18 protein-coding genes are annotated in these 15,909 nt (G+C 70.1%); 9 read left to right on the top strand and 9 right to left on the bottom strand.

Annotation, left to right across the window (positions count from 1 at the left end; translation table 11 throughout):
* Positions 1–2: 2 nt before the first annotated feature.
* Positions 3–1,154, top strand: coding sequence for a GAF domain-containing sensor histidine kinase (locus VHD82_RS30230; protein ID WP_325711731.1), 1,152 nt, complete (start codon positions 3–5; stop codon positions 1,152–1,154).
* Between the two features lie 6 nt (positions 1,155–1,160).
* On the opposite strand, the gene VHD82_RS30235 is transcribed toward VHD82_RS30230, so the two are convergent.
* Positions 1,161–1,940 (bottom strand): DUF1932 domain-containing protein, encoded by a 780-nt coding sequence (locus VHD82_RS30235; protein ID WP_325711734.1) that lies wholly within the window; start codon positions 1,938–1,940, stop codon positions 1,161–1,163.
* Positions 1,941–2,031: 91 nt separating this feature from the next.
* On the opposite strand from VHD82_RS30235, the gene VHD82_RS30240 reads away from it, so the two are divergent.
* Entirely contained in the window at positions 2,032–2,691 is a 660-nt protein-coding gene (locus VHD82_RS30240; protein ID WP_325711737.1) for a GntR family transcriptional regulator, read from the top strand.
* Between the two features lie 7 nt (positions 2,692–2,698).
* On the opposite strand, the gene VHD82_RS30245 is transcribed toward VHD82_RS30240, so the two are convergent.
* A complete protein-coding gene (locus VHD82_RS30245; RefSeq protein WP_325711740.1) occupies positions 2,699–3,658 on the bottom strand; it encodes an amidohydrolase family protein in 960 nt (319 codons plus the stop codon).
* Between the two features lie 30 nt (positions 3,659–3,688).
* Positions 3,689–3,817 carry a hypothetical protein gene (locus VHD82_RS30250; RefSeq protein ID WP_325711743.1) on the bottom strand — a complete coding sequence of 43 codons (129 nt, stop codon included), beginning with the start codon at positions 3,815–3,817 and terminating at the stop codon, positions 3,689–3,691.
* Positions 3,818–3,965: 148 nt separating this feature from the next.
* Here VHD82_RS30250 and VHD82_RS30255 point away from each other — a divergent pair, with 148 nt between their 5' ends.
* On the top strand, positions 3,966–4,580 hold the full coding sequence (locus VHD82_RS30255) for a TetR/AcrR family transcriptional regulator (RefSeq protein ID WP_325711746.1): 615 nt from the start codon (positions 3,966–3,968) through the stop codon (positions 4,578–4,580).
* On the opposite strand, the gene VHD82_RS30260 is transcribed toward VHD82_RS30255, so the two are convergent.
* From VHD82_RS30260 to VHD82_RS30270, 3 genes are all read right to left on the bottom strand, one after another.
* Positions 4,577–5,449 carry a TIGR03620 family F420-dependent LLM class oxidoreductase gene (locus tag VHD82_RS30260; RefSeq protein ID WP_325711749.1) on the bottom strand — a complete coding sequence of 291 codons (873 nt, stop codon included), beginning with the start codon at positions 5,447–5,449 and terminating at the stop codon, positions 4,577–4,579. The genes VHD82_RS30255 and VHD82_RS30260 overlap by 4 nt on opposite strands.
* Positions 5,450–5,544: 95 nt before the next feature.
* Positions 5,545–5,877 (bottom strand): metalloregulator ArsR/SmtB family transcription factor, encoded by a 333-nt coding sequence (locus VHD82_RS30265; RefSeq protein ID WP_325711752.1) that lies wholly within the window; start codon positions 5,875–5,877, stop codon positions 5,545–5,547.
* A gap of 9 nt (positions 5,878–5,886) precedes the next feature.
* A complete protein-coding gene (locus VHD82_RS30270; RefSeq protein ID WP_325711755.1) occupies positions 5,887–6,378 on the bottom strand; it encodes a MarR family transcriptional regulator in 492 nt (163 codons plus the stop codon).
* Positions 6,379–6,421: 43 nt separating this feature from the next.
* Between VHD82_RS30270 and VHD82_RS30275 the strand changes: the two genes are divergently transcribed.
* The gene (locus tag VHD82_RS30275; RefSeq protein WP_325711758.1) at positions 6,422–7,489 is read left to right on the top strand and encodes an FUSC family protein; all 1,068 of its coding nucleotides are present in this window, start codon (positions 6,422–6,424) and stop codon (positions 7,487–7,489) included.
* On the opposite strand, the gene VHD82_RS30280 is transcribed toward VHD82_RS30275, so the two are convergent.
* Genes VHD82_RS30280 through VHD82_RS30290 form a run of 3 tightly spaced genes read right to left on the bottom strand, consistent with a single transcriptional unit; the run spans position 7,482 to position 10,365 of the window.
* Entirely contained in the window at positions 7,482–8,111 is a 630-nt protein-coding gene (locus VHD82_RS30280; RefSeq protein ID WP_325711761.1) for a response regulator transcription factor, read from the bottom strand. The genes VHD82_RS30275 and VHD82_RS30280 overlap by 8 nt on opposite strands.
* A gap of 9 nt (positions 8,112–8,120) precedes the next feature.
* The gene (locus VHD82_RS30285; protein ID WP_325711764.1) at positions 8,121–9,512 is read right to left on the bottom strand and encodes a carboxylesterase/lipase family protein; all 1,392 of its coding nucleotides are present in this window, start codon (positions 9,510–9,512) and stop codon (positions 8,121–8,123) included.
* Between the two features lie 58 nt (positions 9,513–9,570).
* Entirely contained in the window at positions 9,571–10,365 is a 795-nt protein-coding gene (locus VHD82_RS30290; protein WP_325711767.1) for a thermonuclease family protein, read from the bottom strand.
* 91 nt (positions 10,366–10,456) lie between these two features.
* On the opposite strand from VHD82_RS30290, the gene VHD82_RS30295 reads away from it, so the two are divergent.
* The 5 genes from VHD82_RS30295 to VHD82_RS30315 all read left to right on the top strand — a co-directional run bounded on the left by VHD82_RS30295 (position 10,457) and on the right by VHD82_RS30315 (position 15,896).
* On the top strand, positions 10,457–11,887 hold the full coding sequence (locus tag VHD82_RS30295; RefSeq protein WP_325711770.1) for a 3'-5' exonuclease: 1,431 nt from the start codon (positions 10,457–10,459) through the stop codon (positions 11,885–11,887).
* Positions 11,888–12,081: 194 nt separating this feature from the next.
* Complete coding sequence (locus tag VHD82_RS30300; RefSeq protein ID WP_325711773.1) at positions 12,082–12,333, top strand: DUF3024 domain-containing protein; 252 nt, start codon at positions 12,082–12,084, stop codon at positions 12,331–12,333.
* Between the two features lie 75 nt (positions 12,334–12,408).
* Positions 12,409–13,473, top strand: coding sequence for a hypothetical protein (locus tag VHD82_RS30305; protein ID WP_325711776.1), 1,065 nt, complete (start codon positions 12,409–12,411; stop codon positions 13,471–13,473).
* Entirely contained in the window at positions 13,470–14,570 is a 1,101-nt protein-coding gene (locus VHD82_RS30310) for a hypothetical protein (RefSeq protein ID WP_325711778.1), read from the top strand. Before VHD82_RS30305 ends, VHD82_RS30310 begins: the two co-directional genes overlap by 4 nt.
* A gap of 6 nt (positions 14,571–14,576) precedes the next feature.
* Positions 14,577–15,896 (top strand): DUF6880 family protein, encoded by a 1,320-nt coding sequence (locus VHD82_RS30315; RefSeq protein WP_325711781.1) that lies wholly within the window; start codon positions 14,577–14,579, stop codon positions 15,894–15,896.
* Positions 15,897–15,909 lie beyond the last annotated feature (13 nt).

The following is a 15,909-nucleotide window of genomic DNA, read 5'->3' on the forward strand; positions in this document are numbered from 1 at the left end:
TCATGGAACCGACGCTTGCCGCGCACGCGCTGTCCGCGGCCACCGAGATCACCACCGCCGCGCTGTCCGGCGACGAACCGGACACAGTGCTCGCTTCGGTCGTGCAGAAGGCCGCCGAACTCGCCGGGGCCGACCTGGGTCTGGTGATGGTGCGCGCCGACGACGGCAGCGTGTCCGTGGAAGCCGCCTACGGTTCGGAAACCGGTGACCTGCGTGGACTCATGCTGCCGGCCGAGTCCGCGGCCGGGCGCGTCGCGCGCGGTGGGGAAACGGTGGTCACCGAGGACGTGGTGACCGATCCGCGCACGGCTCCATACGTGCCAGGTGAGCTACGGAAGTTCGGCCCGTTCGCGGCCGCGCCGTTCGGCACCGGCGGGCGGGTGCTCGGTGCGCTGGCTGTGTACAAACGGCGTGGCGCCGAGGCTTTTTCCCCGGCGACGGTCGAGGTGCTCACGGCGTTCGCGGCTCAGGTCGGTGTGGTGCTGGCGCTGGCCGACGGGGCGAACGCGCGGCACCGGGTGACCCTGTACGAAGAGCGCGAACGGATCGCGCGCGAGCTGCACGACGTGATCGTGCAGCGGTTGTATGCAGCCGGTATGCAGCTTGACCGGGTGCGTCGCCGGATGCGCAAACGCTTCGCCGGCACCGACGCCACCCGCCTCGGCGAGGCGATCGACCAGCTCGACCAGACGATCGGGGAGATCAGGGCGACGGTGCACAGCCTGCGCTCACCGGCACCGGAACCCGAGGCGGCGCGAAAGCCCGACCTGGCCGAGTCCGCCCGCGGCGAGGTGCGGATCGCCGAGGAGCTGCTCGGTTACCCGCCCATACTGGAGCTTGCGGGCGAGTTCGCCGACATCCCGGCGGAACGCGCCGACCACATCCGCGCGGCGCTGCGCGAGGCACTGTCCAATGTGGTCAGACACTCCGGGGCGAGTGAGACCAGGGTGACCTTGCACCGGGATGCGCATGAGGTGCGTCTTCGGGTGCGCGACAACGGTTCCGGCGTGCCGCAGGACGTGGCGACGCGTGGCCTGCGCCATCTCGCGGAACGAGCCGAGCGTGCGGGCGGGAAGTTCTTCCTCAACTCCTCGCCCAGCCTGGGCACGCTGGTGGCTTTCGATCTTCCGCTGGAACCGGGCAAACGCCCCTGAACGCCGTCATTTCTCCTTCGCCAGCCGGGCGAGCTGGTCCCGTGAAGCGGCCGCGACCTCGTTCGGCACGGCCAGCTCGCCGAGCATCTCCGCGGCCGCGGCCATCTCGTCCGTCCGTCGTTTGGCGTGCTGGTAAGAGCCGGTCACCAGCCTGTCCACAGTGGACTCACTCGCCGCGGTCAGCTCGCCGACGATGACCCCGCGCAGCCAGTCCTCCAAGCCCGCGGCCTTCGCCGCCGTCAACGCTTCGACCACGGCGGCGGACATGCCCTTGAAGAACACACTGCGCAACAGCTTGCGCTCGGCCGCAAGCCCGGCTTCGCCCTCCAGCACGTCGATCGACGCGCCGAGCCCGGACAGGATCGCCGCCGCCGCGGACGCCGCCACGCCGCTGGCCAGCAACGGCACCTGCAGGCCCTTGCCCGGCACCGGCGCCATGATCGCGACGTCGGCGAAGGCCACCCCGGCCTCCTCGGCGATCCCGGCGAGTTTGCGCTTCAACCCCGGCGAGCCGGTGTTGAGGTCGGCCCACACCGCACCGCTCTTGAGGCCATCGCGCCCAGCCTGCAGCGCGTCCACCGCCGCGGACGCGCTGTTCACACTTAGTACCAGGTCAGCGCCCTCGGCGGCCTCCGCCTCGGAGCCGGTGTCCACGATTCCCTCCGCAGCCGTGACCTTCGGGTCGTAACCGCGCACCACGACCCCGGCCGACACCAGATCGTGCGCCAGCGCGCCGCCCGCTTCACCCAGGCCGAGGACCGCGATGGTGACCGGTGTTACCGACATAGCAAACTCCTTGACGTCCGTGGCATTACGATCGAGTAGACGATGTCAGCGACAAAATTGTCAACAATGTCGGCGCGGGAGTGGGGAACCAGTGACGGAAGCTCAAGCCGAGGCGGACCAGCCGGTGGTCGTCGCCATCCGGGACGCCATCGTGCGGGGTGAGTTCGTGCCCAACCAGCGGTTGGTCGAGGCCGACCTGTCCGCGCAGTTCGGGGCCAGCCGCGCCAACGTCCGCGCCGCGCTGATCGAACTCGCGAACGAAGGTCTCGTCGAGCGGGTGCAGAACCGCGGGGCGCGGGTGCGGGCGGTGTCGATCGAGGAAGCGGTCGAGATCTCCGAGGTGCGCATGATGCTCGAATCGCTGTGCGCGGCGAAGGCCGCCGAGCGGATCGGGGACACCGAGATCGAGGAGCTCCGCCGGCTCGGCGACGACATGCGCGCGGCCGTCGCCGGCGGGGATGTCGTCGGTTACTCCGGGCTCAACCAGCGGCTGCACCGCCGGGTCCGCGAGATCAGTGGCCAGCGCACCGCCGCGCAGGTGCTCGAACGCTTGCGCGGGCAGAGCGTGCGCCACCAGTTCCGGCTGGCCATGCGGCCCGGCCGGCCCTCGGTCTCGTTGCCCGAGCACCTCGCCATCATCGACGGGATCTGCGCACACGACCCGGAGAAGGCCCAGGTCGCGATGCGTGCACACCTGTCCAGCGTGATCGAGGCGCTGCGCGAGTCGGAGGCGGCCACGCTCCACTCCTGAGGTGGAGTCACCAGGCCAGACGGTGCCCCTGCCGCCACACCGCGCGGGTCTTCAGCGTGGCGGAGAGCTGCGCGGTCGGGTCGCCGTCCACGAGTACGAGGTCCGCCGCGGCGCCGGGCTCGATCCGCCCGCGGTCTGTCAGGCCGAACCGGTTCGCGGTACGCCGCGTCGCCGCAGCGAGTGCCTCGGCCGGGCTCAGACCGCCGGCCTCGAGCAGGCGCAGCTCGTCGTGCAGGCTCGCGCCGTGAGCGAGGCCCGGGGCGCCAAGGTGAGCCGCGTCGGTACCGGCCAGAAGCTCGACGCCGGCGGCGTGGAGCAGCCCGACCGAGCGCAGGGCGTTGGGCAAGCTGGCGTTCCAGCCGAACTCGTGACCCAGGTTGTCGCGCCACTCCGCATCCAGCCGGGATGCCACCCGCAGGTCGGCGCCCAGGCGTGGACCCGCGCCGTCGGAGGCGCCGGAGGCGGTGACGGCCAGGGTGGTGATGACGAACATGCCCTGTGCACGCATCCTGGCGATCAGATCGTCGCTGATGACCTCGTCGTAGTGCAGATGAGTCACGCCGTCGGCGCCCGCCTCGACGGCCATCCGGGTTGCCTTGGCGGTGAGCGTGTGGACCAGGGCCAGCATGCCGCGCTCGTGAGCCGCTTCGACGGCCGCGGCGGCGACCTCGGGCGGGACCACTGGCAACGACGTGCCGAACGCGGCGCCGTCCTCGACCATGATTTTCAGGTAGTCCGCACCCTCGGCCTGGCGCCCTTCGACGAAGGCGTGCGCCTCGCCCGGCACGGTGGCGGTGGGCCAGACCGGATCGCCGAGGCCGCGGCGCAGCTGGTGGGGATGTCCGTCGGGATGGGCGAGGCCCCATGAGGAGGTGCGGACGTCGGCCAGATCGAACTCGGTCCGCACCTTCTCCCGCACCGGGTCCATCCCGGCCGGCACCGACATCATGTCCAGCTCGGTCGTCACGCCGAAGCGCAAGGCCGTGCGCAGACCGTCCTAGTCGGTGTGGGTATGGGCGTCGATCAGGCCCGGCAGCAACGTGCCGCCCCCGCCGTCGAGCTGCTCCACACCCTCGGGGACGTTGTGGCCGACGGCGGTGATCGTCCCGTCCTCGACGACGACCACGGAGGCATCGGCCAGCTGCGTCCGGTGAAAACCCGGGCGTTCGTGACCGCGAACCGGCTCACAGTTCCTCCTCGCAAACTGTATCGCACAGTACAGAAACGTTCTGTGCGAGACTGTATCAGCCAGTACAGAACGCCGAGGAGGGGTGATGGGACGGCTGCCGACCACCGCGCGAGGCCGCGCGACCCGGGCGCGCATCCTCGATTCGGCGGCCGAGCTCATCCAGCGGCGCGGCGTCGCGGCGGTGACGCTGGACGACGTCGAACGCGCGGCCGGAGTCGGCCGCAGCCAGCTCTACCACTACTTCGACGACCGCGACGATCTGATCCGCTCGGTGGTTCATTCCACTGTGGACACTGTGCTTGCCGCGCAGGAACCGCTGCTGCTGAAGGTCGACTCGCCGGCCGGTATCGACCGCTGGTTCGACGCGATCGTGGCCAACGGGACCCGGCAGGACGCGGTCGGCGGCTGCGCCATCGGCTCGTTGGCCGCCCAGCTCAGCGGCCAGGACGACCTCGCCCGGGAGGCGTTCGTGGACGCGTTCGCCCGCTGGGAGGCGCCTGTCATCGCGGGCCTGCGCCGGATGCAGGAGGCGGGCGAGCTGCGTCCGGAGGTGGACGTGACGGAGCTGGCCGACCTCACGATGGCCGCGATCCAGGGCGGCCTCCTGCTGGCCCAGGTCCGCCGTTCCCCGGACCAGCTCCGTCTCGCCTTGCGCGGCGCGCGGGCGGCGTTGGAGGACGCCCTGACGGAAGCGTCCTAGTCGAGCAGGGCTTCGCCGAGTCGCCGCCAGTGCGGCATCGCGGACTGGCCGGGGTCGACGCCGATCACCTGAATGCCGACGTGATCCGCTCCGGCCTCGACGTGCCGGCGCAGCTTCGCCGTGATCGTGTCGAGGTCGCCCCAGACCACGAGGTCGTCGACGAACCGGTCGCTGCCGCCGTCGTCGAGATCGTCCTCGGTGTAGCCGAACCGCCGGAACTTCGCGCGGTTGAACTTCGACCCGAGGTAAAGCTCCAGGTGTGCGCGGGCGATCTCGCGTGCCTTGGTCGGCTCGGTCTCGAAGAGCACGGCCTGTTCGACCCCCAGAAACGGTTGCGGCCCAAGGATTTCCCGCGCACTCGCGGTGTGCGCCACGTTGACGTGATAGGTGTGCGCGCCGTCCGCCCGGTCGCGGGCCAGGCCCAGCATCTTCGGCCCGTACGCGGCGAGTATCCGCCGGACCGGCGTTGTCGGCGCCGGGTTCGGGGTCTGGAACCCGTCGAGTTCGTCCAGATAGGCTTCCAGTGCCGCGAGCGGTTTGACGCCCGGGCGGGAGTTTCCGACGCCGAGGCCGAGCACGTGTCGTCCCGGGTAGGCGTCGGCGAGCAGCAGCGCGCCGCCGTGCGTCCACTGGGCTTCGCGGGACCAGATCGTGGTGATGCCGGTGAACACGGTCATCCGCTCGGTCGAGGCGAGCAGGAAACCGGCGTGCGTCAGCGCTTCGCGCCCGAGCAGTTCCGGTACCCAGATCGCTTGCCAGCCCTGTTCTTCCAGCTCCTGCGCCGACTCACGCACCTGGGCGGCCGGCTGGTGTTCGAAGTCGAATGTCCAGATCCCGAAGGTGCCGATCCGGTCGGTGCTGCCGTTCATGTCGGGATCTCCTCGCGCTCGGGTGTCATATCGAAGTATCGCATAATCTCGATATGTTGGCACGGGTAGGTCGGCCCGAGGCTTTGTGGCGCTGCCTACAGGGTCTGCCCGAGCGTGCTCACGAGCGCGGAAATCCGCTCTTCGTCGCGCTTGTAGTGGGTCCATTTGCCCACCCGGGTGGAGCGGACGAGCCCGGCCCGTTCCAGCTCGGCCAAATACGCGGACACGGTCGACTGGGCCAGCCCGGCCTTGGCCCGGATATGGGTCACGCACACGCCGACCTCGTCGGGATCGGCGATCGCTTCCTCGCGTGAGAAGTGGCGATCCGGCTCGCGCAGCCAGGACAACAGCTGGAGCCGCACCGGATTGGCCAGCGCGCGCAGGGCGCGGACCACCTCGGGATCGGGTGTGTCCACGGCACCGGTCATGTGTCCAGATTACTGGCCGCTCATGCCTTCGACGGTCTGCAGCATCGTGCCGAGCAGCGTTGCCAGCTCGGCACGCTCGGGTTCCGACAGGTTCGTCAGCGCGTTGCGCTCGGCCTGCAACTGCCGGGGCAGCAGATCGTCGATCAGCGCCACGCCCTTGTCGGTCAGCCGCACCTGGACGACGCGCCGGTCGCGGGCGCTCGCGGCGCGGGAGACGAGGCCCAGCTTGGTCAGCCGGTCCAGTCGTTTGGTGATCGCCGCGCCGGAGGACAGCATCTCGCGGCTGATCTGTCCGGGGTTGAGCACGCTGTTGCGGCGCAGCGCGCACATCATGTCGAATTCGGCGCGGTTCAGCTCGTGCCCGGCGAGCAGATCGTCGGTGTCGCGCCGGATCAGTGACGCCAGCCGCAGCACCCGGCCCACCACGGCCATTCCGGTGGTGTCCAACTCGGGGTGCACTTCTTCCCACTGCCGCCGCACTCTGTCGATGAGATCACTCACCGGATCGCTCCTTCGCGCCGAATATTTCGTTAGTATTTTACTCGTGAAACATCTCGATCGTCACGACCTGCACCGAGCGCTCGCCACCCGCGGCTGGTGGCGGCTGCGCCCGGTGGCCGGACCCGTCGGGACGACGGCGTTGCGAGCCATGACCGGGGCGAACATAGTCCTGGCCATGGTCGTGCTCGCGGGGCATCCCGAGTTGGCCCCAGCCGCGGCCTTCGGCGGGATGACGGCGGTGCACGGCCGGTTCGAGCCGTACCCGGTGCGGGCCCGGCTGCTCGTGGCGATCGGCGCCGGGCTCGTTTTCTGTGTCGCGCTGGGAAGTTTCGCCTCGGCCGCGGGCTGGGGGCCGGTGCCGGTCACAGTCCTGGTCGCGCTCGTCGCCGCCACGGCGAAGCTGCTCACCGACGCGATCCGCTCCGGGCCGCCCGGTGGATTGATCTTCGTGTTCGCCGTCGCGACCACGTCGGTGCTGCAGGTGAGCTGGAGTCAGGCCGGGCTGCAGATCGGCGTCGCGGCCGTCGCCGCGGTTGTCGCCTGGCTCGTCGCGCACGCCGGCTGGCTGTTCTCTCGTGCGAAGCACGAGAAGACGACCGCCTGGCGCGAAGGGCTCCGCGCCGCTTTCCGCCTGCCGTCGGACGAACTCCCGCGCGCGGTCAAGGTCGGTGGCGGGGTGCTGATCGCCGGGCTGCTCGCGTACGTCCTCGGCCTCGGCCACCCGTACTGGACGATGATCGCCGCCGCCGCCGTCCTGCAGTCCACACATCTGCAGCACACGGTGCACCGCACGGTCCAGCGCGTCCTCGGCACCATCGCCGGTGTCGTCGTGGGCGGGCTGCTGCTGGCGGCCGACCTGCCGACCGCGGCGAAGCTCGGCGTCATCGTGCTTGCCTTGCTGTGCGGGGAGTTCACGGTGGTGCGCAACTACGCGGTGGCGATGATCTTCGTGACCCCGCTGACCCTGTTGCTCGGTTCGCTGCTGAGCCAGGGCAGCGCGCTCGGCGCGGCCTCCGACCGGCTGATCGACACCGCGCTCGGCGCGGCGATCGGGCTCGTCGCCGCGATCATCAGGCCGGGCCGCGGGTTCCACCTCGTACCGGTCACTTAGCGCGTCGCGCGACCCATGCGGCCGCTTGCGTCCGACGCTGCATGCCCAGCTTCGCGAGTACCGAGGTCACGTAGTTCTTCACCGTTTTCTCAGCCAGGAACAGCCGTTCGGCGATCTCGCGGTTGGACAGGCCGTCGCCGATCAGCTCGAGCACACTGCGTTCGCGCTCGGTGAGCTTGGCCAGTTCGTCCTGCTCCAGCGGGTTGCGCAGTTTGTCGAGCACGTGCGCGGTGGTGAGCGGATCCAGCAACGACCGGCCGGCCGCGACCTCGCGCACCGCGTTGACGACGTCCTGGCCGCGCACCTGCTTGAGCAGATAGCCCGAGGCACCGGCCATGATCGCGCCGACCATCGCCTCCTCGTCGTCGAACGCGGTCAGCACGAGGCATTGCGGCGGATTCGGCGCCGAACGCAGCTCGCGGCACAGCGAAACCCCGTCCCCGTCGCCGAGCCGCACGTCGACCACCGCCACATCCGGTTCGACGTGCATGGCCACAGCCAGCGCTTCGTCCGCGCTGCTCGCTTCGGCCACCACCTCGATGTCGGGCTCGTCGCTGAGCAGTTCGCGCAGGCCCCGGCGTACCACTTCGTGATCGTCGACGAGCAGTACTTCGATGGCCATACTTCGAGATTACGTCGTCTTGTCCCAGATCTTGCGCGAGGCGGCGGCTGGGTCCGCGGCCACCGAAACCGGGCTGTCCCAGATCCGGGTCAGGCTCTCACCGTCCCGGAACTCCGGCCAGCCCGGATCGCCTGTCGTGGCGAAGGTAAGCCACGCCTTGCGGATCTCGGCGGAGAGGTACTCCGCCTCCGGCGGGATCGGATCACCCAGCACCAGCGCGGCCATCGGACCCTCGAAGTTGCCGAACGTCAGCGGCACGTCCAGACCGTGGCAGGCGCCGAGCGCACCGCCGAGCGCCGGTGTCGGCCAGGTCAGCTCGTAACAGAAGCTGCGGCCCGGATGCCTTGCGGCGCACCAGGTCGAGGGCATCCGGAAGATCGCGTCGGACATGATCCGCACGTAGAGATCACCGTCGGACAGCTCCGGGAACGCGGCGCGGTAGTCCTGCCCGGACACACCGAGCGCGGTGGCGGTGGCGATCGGATCCTTCGTGCTCAGTTGCTCGTTCAGGGCGAACAGGCGGTACTCGTCGCGGTTGAACCCGGCGATCAGATCGACCTCCGCGCGCAGCCCCTTCCATGGGTCGCCGCGCACCAGGTCGCCGTCGATCACCGGGCCGTACGGGGTGATCTCGCCCGGTTTGCTCTGTACGCGGTGGATTTCCTCGGACGGCAGCCGGGCGAAGCTTTCCACGGTGACGCGCGCCCCGAGCTCGCTCGCGATCCGCTCGCTGACCCGGCGCGCCCGCGATTCGGGCAGGAACCCGCCCGCGATGCTCTGCCCGATCGCGCGCCGGAACAGGCCGTGCCCGGCATGGCAAGCGGTCAGCGCGGCCACCGATGTGCCACCGGCCGACTCGCCGAAAATGGTGACGTTGTCCGGATTTCCGCCGAACTGCGCGATGTTCTCCCGCACCCAGCGCAGCGCGGCGAGCTGGTCGAGGAACGCGCGGTTCTGGGGCGCGTCCGGCAGCCAGCCGAAGCCCTCGAAGCCGACGCGGTAGTTCAGCGTCACCACGACCGCGCCGCCGCGGGCGAGGTTGGTGCCGTCGTATTCGGGTTCGCTGGCCGTGCCGATCAGGAACGCGCCGCCGTAGATCCACACCAGCACCGGCAGCCCGGAGGTGCTCGGATCGGGGGTCCATACGTTAACCGTCAGGCATTCCGTGCTGTTCCACGGCTGCCACGGCGACGGCAGGCCGGGCATCAGCGTGCCCTGCGGCGGGTCCGCGCTGAAGCGGACGGCGTCCCGCATCCCGTCCCACGGTTCCGGCCGGGCCGGCGCCATGAAGCGCTTGATCCCATCCAGCGGCGCGGCGTAGGGGATACCGAGGAAAGCGCTGACACCGCTGGTTTCCCTGCCACGTACGGTGCCGGACGTGGTCTGCGCGATCGGGTCCACAACACCAACAGATACCAGAACCCGGTTCGGTGGCGAAGATTTTCCTGCCGGCAAAAGGCTATTCGCAGGCGACTCCGTTGTGATCGCGGTCGAGTCCGGGGCGGTAACCGGGCTGCCAGATGAACAGCGGCGCCTTGCCGGCGGCGCGCACGGCGTCGCAATCGGCGTAATAAGTGCGATCCGGGCCCGGTTTGGTGCTCGGCGGTGTGGTGGTCGGCGGCGCTGTCGTCGAGGTTGTCGGTTTCGGCGTGGTGGTCTTCGCGGAGCTGGTGGTCTGTTTCGTGCTGGTCAGCGGCGTCGGGCCGGTGATCATGCCATGGCACGGCGCGCCCCAGAGGCCCGCGTTTTCGTTCCGCGCCGACGTTTCCGCGGCCTGCAGCGCGTCGTCGGCGACGTTCGCCGCGTATTTCGCGTGCCCGGTTCGCAGTGCCTTGGCGGAGAAATCGGTGCCGTCGGCGAGCGTGATGAACACCAGGGCAGTGGCTTCCCCGTTCGCCAGCTGGACGGTGACTTGCTTCCCGACGAGGAACTGCGTGGCCCAGTTGCCGGTTTCGGTGGCGTAGCAGTGGCCTGCGGTGGGGGTTTCGATTCCGGCCGCCTGCACGGTTTTCGCCGCACCGGCCGGATCGATGAGTGACACCAGCTTGCCATCGGTCACGGCGGTGACGGTGTACGTCGGCGGCGCCGGCTTGGTCGTGGCCGGGAGGTTGGTGGTCGCGTCGGCCGCATTGCCGGATTTCGCCGGTGCCTTGCCGAAGACCGCACCGAGCACGAACAGCACGCCGAACACGCCCAAGGTGATCTTCATCCAGTGCGGCAGGTGCCGTTTCGGGGCGCGCGGGGACTCGGGCATCGACGATCCTGACTTCGAGGTATGCGATTGACTACTCGTTCGAAGGGGCCAACTCGTTACGTTTCGGGTGCCACCGGCGATCAATTCGGCGATGACACCCCTCGAAGGTCTTCGGCTTTCCGCCGGCGGATTCCCGGCGCGGTCGACGGAGTTCACCGCGCTCGAACTCATCACCACCGGCCTGCGCCCGGGGCACGTCGTGGAGCTGGGCGCCGTGCGCGTGCGCTCCGACGGCACGGTGCTCGGCGAGTTCTCGACACTGGTGAACCCGGGCTGGACGGCCGACGCCGGTCCGCTGCACCTCCATCGCATCGCCCGCCGGGACCTCGACGACGCTCCCGCGTTCGGCGAGGCGCTCGGGGAGCTGCTGGACCTCTGCCGGGGCAGCGTGCTCGCCATGCACAACCTGCCGTTCCAGCAGGAGTTCCTGCTCGCGGACCTGGCCGAAACGGGAGTTCAACTGCCCGTTATGCCGGCTGTATGCACGTTGTCCGCAGCCCGCGAAGCGTTGCGGCTGCCCAACTACCACCTGGCCACGGTCGCCGGCGCGCTCGGCATCGGTGACTACCCGGCGCATCTGGCACTGGCGAAGGCGCGGACCTGCGCGTTCGTCGTGTCGTCGTTGATCACGACGCACGGGTTCGGGCTCACCGCGGAGCTGCAGCTGCCGGACCTGCCGGAGATCTCCACCGGCCTGCGCGTGATCAGGCGGCCGGAGACGCCGCCCGAGGAATCCACCTGGCTGACCGAACTGCTCGCCAGGATGCCGGTGACCGACGGCGGCCAACCGATGCTGGCGGCCTACCGCGACCTGGTCGCACTCGCGGTCGCCGATCGGGAGCTGTCGCCGGACGAGGCGCGCGAACTGGGCGCGCTGGCCGGCGACGCGGGCATCGCGGTCCGGCAGACCCACCTGGATTTCGTCGGTGTCATGCGGCAGGTGGCCGAGGACGACGGCGTGATCACCGCCGCCGAGGCCCGCGAACTCAGCCGGATCGCCAACGCGCTCGCCGTTCCCGAAGCTGTATACAACCTGCATACAGCCGCTAGAACGCAAACCCCGGCACGTGTTCTGGTCCTTGGCGATACCGCGGAAGCGGATGGCCTGCGCGCCGCTGTGCTGGCCGCGGGCATCCAGCTCGCGAAACGGCTCACTCCGGCCGTCTCCCACCTCGCGGTCGCCGATGACGTGCCGCACAGTGAGCCGCGCCTGGCCAGAGCGCGGGATCTCGGCATCGTCGTGCTCGACGTGCGCTCGGCGTGGACCGTCCTCGGCCTCGTGGGTCCGTCGCCGACAGTGGTCTTCGCCGCCGCCAACGCCGCCCCGGCCTTGCCTGCGCCGGTGCGCCGAAGGCAGCTGTGGACCGCCCGCGCCCTGATGGCCGCCGGGGTGCTCGTCATGGCCTTCGCGATCGCCGCCCTTTTCAGCGGCGCACCCTTCGTCGCCGGCTTGTTCATCGGGGCCGTCGGGGTGGCCGCGTTGCTGGGCGGCTGGTACCTGAGTGAGCCTGCGGCGCCATGATTCAGGCGTCCTCCGAACCCGAGCGCGGGCGACTGGACGTCCTCCATCCGTGGCTATCAGTGGGATGAGGTATCACTGTGGGTATGTCGCCGATCCCCGAGCTCCAGCAACGGCAGATCGATCGATGGTGTGAACGACGAGTACCGAGGGACAGGCGCGACGAGTTCAGTGTGCTGTCGCGCTGGCGCGGTCGCATGGTGACGTTGGTGGAGAAGCGGGCCCGGTGGGCCGACGGCGGTGGCCCCGCCGATCTGACCGAGCACGCGTTCGCGCAGCTCCGCTACGGAATCGACGGTATGTGGACGCTCTACTACTGGTCCGCGGAGCAGTCCCGCTGGCGCAAGTATCCGGAGAGCCTGCGCAAGAACTCGCCGGTCCAGCTGCTCGCGGATATCGACAGCAGCGCGGACGGCGGCTATTTCGAGAGCTGGCTCGGTGCTCACTGAACGTGCCCGCTCGACCGTGAAGTCAACGCTCATGGGTGACGGTGCCACCCCTTGGTGTCGGGCAGGATAGTGCGCGTGACCTCGGCCCCCGATCTTCGTGCGTATCTGCGCACCCTCGACGCCGAGACACTGGCCGAGTTAATCCTGGAAGAGGCCGCGCGTGACGCACGGTTACGGCGAGAGCTGGAGCTGCGCGCCCTCGCGCAGGGCAAGGTCGGCCCGGTGCTGGACACCCTGCAGCGCCTGCTCGACTCGGGCACCCAGGCCGATCTCACCCCGCTGGCTCGCCGCATGGTCGACGGGCTCGAGGGCGCGTCCGGCGCGGAGCTGCGGCGCGCGCTCGGCTTGTATGCGCGTGCCTGTGCGAGCCACCCGCCGGACCCGGTGCGGCTGGCCGACTGGATCCTCGGCGTCGCCTTCAACCGCCCGGACTGGTCCGGCATCGACCTGACCGCGTTCGCCGGTGCGCTCGGCGAGCCGGGCCTCGCGCATCTTCGGTCCATTGTGGACAGAGTGCGCACGGAGCGGGCAGGCAAGCGGCGGGACATCGCGCGCCGGCTGGCCGAGCAGATCGCCGAGATCACCGGCGACGTCGAGACCCTGCTCGCGATCCTGGCCACGAAACCGCCGACGCCGGAGGTCAACCTCCGCATCATCCGCGTGCTGCGCGCCGCCGGACGGCACGGCGAGGCGATCGCCCATGCGGCCCGCACGATCGTCCCCGCCGACCGGCCCCGCGCCGGCGTGCTGGCGCTGCGGCGCGCCGAGTTCCGCCGGAACCCTTGCGCGGCAACCTATTCCGCGCTGCGTGCGGCTGCCGAGCCGGTCGGCCGCTGGCCGGACGAACAGGCCGCGGCGCTCGAACTGCTCACCGCCCGTGAGCCGGCCGAGGCGATCCCGGTGTACCGGCTGCACGTCGAAGAGCTGATCGAGCGGAAGGACTCCGCCTGCTACCGCGAAGCCGCGCTCGCGCTGCGCGAGCTGCGAGGACTGCACCGCCGCGCGGACACCGCCGACGAGTTCACCGAGTACCTCGCCGAGCTGGTGGAGACCCACAAACGCAAAACACGCCTGCTGGTCGAGCTGCGAAACGCCCGCATCGCCATGCCCCGGCGCCGGGCTGCCACGATAGGGGCATGAGTCCGGTCAGCCGCGGTCGCAAAACGAAGAAAAAGAAACCCCAGTCGCTGGATTCGGAGCTGCGCGCGGCCTTCGACGACGCCATCGCCGAGTACGAGGGCGTCACCGACCTGCTCGACGTCGAACTGCTCACCAGCGATCTGCTCGGCGAGTTCTGGTCCCCGCACGAGCCGGAGCGCAGCGAACGTGACCTGGTTTTCCCGCTGCTCAAACATGCCGCGGCCGATCAGAGCGCGGCCGGGTTCGCCCTGCTCCGCGCCGTCGAGGCGCTCGGGCCGGGCGAGCAGGTGCGCGAACGTGCCGGCGCGGCCGCCGAGCGGCAGTCCGCGCTCGGCATGCGTGAACCCGCCTGGGCGGGGGCGCTCCGCGCGGTCGAGGTGACCGGATGCGTGCGGCAGAGCGACGTCTTCGGCGACCACGAGGTGCTCGTCTTCCGTTGCCGCCGGGGCGAAACCGGGCACGGGCTGGTGGTGGAGGTCGATCTGCACGGCCTCGACGACGTCTACCTGACCGTCGAAGAGGACAAGATCATCGAGGAGCTGCGGAAGGACACCGGCGAGTTCCTCACCTGCGACGACATCCCGCTCGCCGAAGGTCGCCGCATCGTCGAAGCCGCGATGGCGGTCAACGACAGCATCGAGGAAACCGAGCCCGACGAGGGACCGCTCGTCGAAGCCCGCGCCTATGTGCTGGCCCGGCTCGAAGCCATGCCGCCCGCCGAGGCTGTCGAGCCGGTGGACCAGCCCGACATCGACGGCATCGTGCACGAGTTTTTCGCTGCGGCACAAGACATCCCGGACAACGAGGACACCAGGTACTTCGCCGCCGCGCTCGTCGAGTTCGGGCACGCGCTCGACGAGCGAAGCCCGCTGCGTGCGAGCCCGGGCCGGTTCGAGGCGTTTTTCGCGGATCTGCTGCAGGCCGACGATGTCGACGAATCGGCCGTCGACGCGCTCCGCGCCGTCGCGGTCGGCTGGGCGCGCTGGCGTGGCGGGCAAGAGGAGCTGCCGGCCGCGGCGGTCGAGCTGATGCTGGAAGAGGTCGAGGCGATGCTCGTCGCCGTTGCCGACGAGCTGGCCGCACCGCAACGCGGATAGGCCAAGATGTCGCGGGTGACGGATCTTCAGGGCTACCTTCGTTCGCTGGATGCCGAAACGTTGGCCGAACTGCTGCACGAGCAGGCCGCCCGCGATCCGGAGCTACTCGCGCGGCTGCAGCTGCGAGCCACCGCGACGGGCGCCGAGCTGACCGAGGTCCACACGATGCTCGACCACGCCGAGCCCGGCCGGGCGAGTTTCGGCGAAGCCGCGAAGATCGGCGCGGTGCTGGACACGCTGCAGCGCCTGCTCGACTCGGGCACGCAAGCCGATGTCGCGCCGCTGGCCAGGCGGTCGGTGGACCGGATCACCGAAGCCCTGCGGCAGATGGACGATTCCTCGGGTGCGGTCGGGGCCGAGCTGCGGCGCGCGCTCGGCTTGTACGCACGCGCGTGTGCCGCGCACCCGCCGGAGCCCGAGCCGCTCGCCGAGTGGATCCTCGGCGCGGTACTCGACGGACGAGTCGAGATCGAGCTGGCCGAGTTCGCGAAGGCATTGGGGGGCAAGGGGCTCCGGCGGATCAAGTCCATTGTGGACGAAGTGCTCGCCCGGCCGGGGACCGAGGCGAGGCGGCAGGCGGCCGAGCGGCTCGACGAGCAGCTCGCCGAAATCTCCGGCGACGTCGACGCACTGCTCGCGATCCTTTCGCGCCGGCCCCCGCGGCTCGACGTCAGCCTGAAGATCGTGCGCGTGCTGCGCGCGGCGGGCCGGACGACGGAGGCGGTGGCGCACGCTGCCAAAGCGTTGAGCCAGGACAAGGGGCCGGCGCGGGCGCCCGTGGTGGACGAGCTCGCCGAGACGTACCAGGAAACGGGCCGAAGCGACGAAGCGGTCAAGCTGCGCCGCGCCGAGTTCGACCGAGCGCCGGCGCTGGACACCTTCCTTGCGTTGCGTGAAGCCGCCGTGGAGCCAGGGCTGTGGGACGCCGAACCCGCGCTCAAGGTCATGGCGGAGCGCGCCACGACAGACGAGTTCGTCCGGGCCCTGCTTGCCGAGGACCGGCCGGACGAGGCGTGGCAGGCCGCGCTCCGCCTCGGCTGTTCGCTGCCCGTCCTGCTCGACCTCGCCGAGCTGCGCGAAGTCCGGTATCCAGCCGATGTACTCGTTGTATACAGGTCCCATATCGAGGAGCTCATCGAGCAGAAGGACGCCGCGCACTACGAGCAGGCGGCGAAAGTCCTGCGCAAACTGCGCACCCTGTACCGCCGGGCCGGGGTGCCGGCGGAGTTCGCCCCGTACCTGGCCGAACTGGTCCGCACGCACCGGCGGAAGGCCCGGCTGCTGGCGGAAATCCGCAAGGCCAGGATCGCGCTGCCGAAGGTGTGATCACGGTCCCCGC

Origin of the sequence: Amycolatopsis sp. (assembly GCF_035546795.1) — a bacterium.
Taxonomy (GTDB): Bacteria; Actinomycetota; Actinomycetes; order Mycobacteriales; family Pseudonocardiaceae; genus Amycolatopsis_E.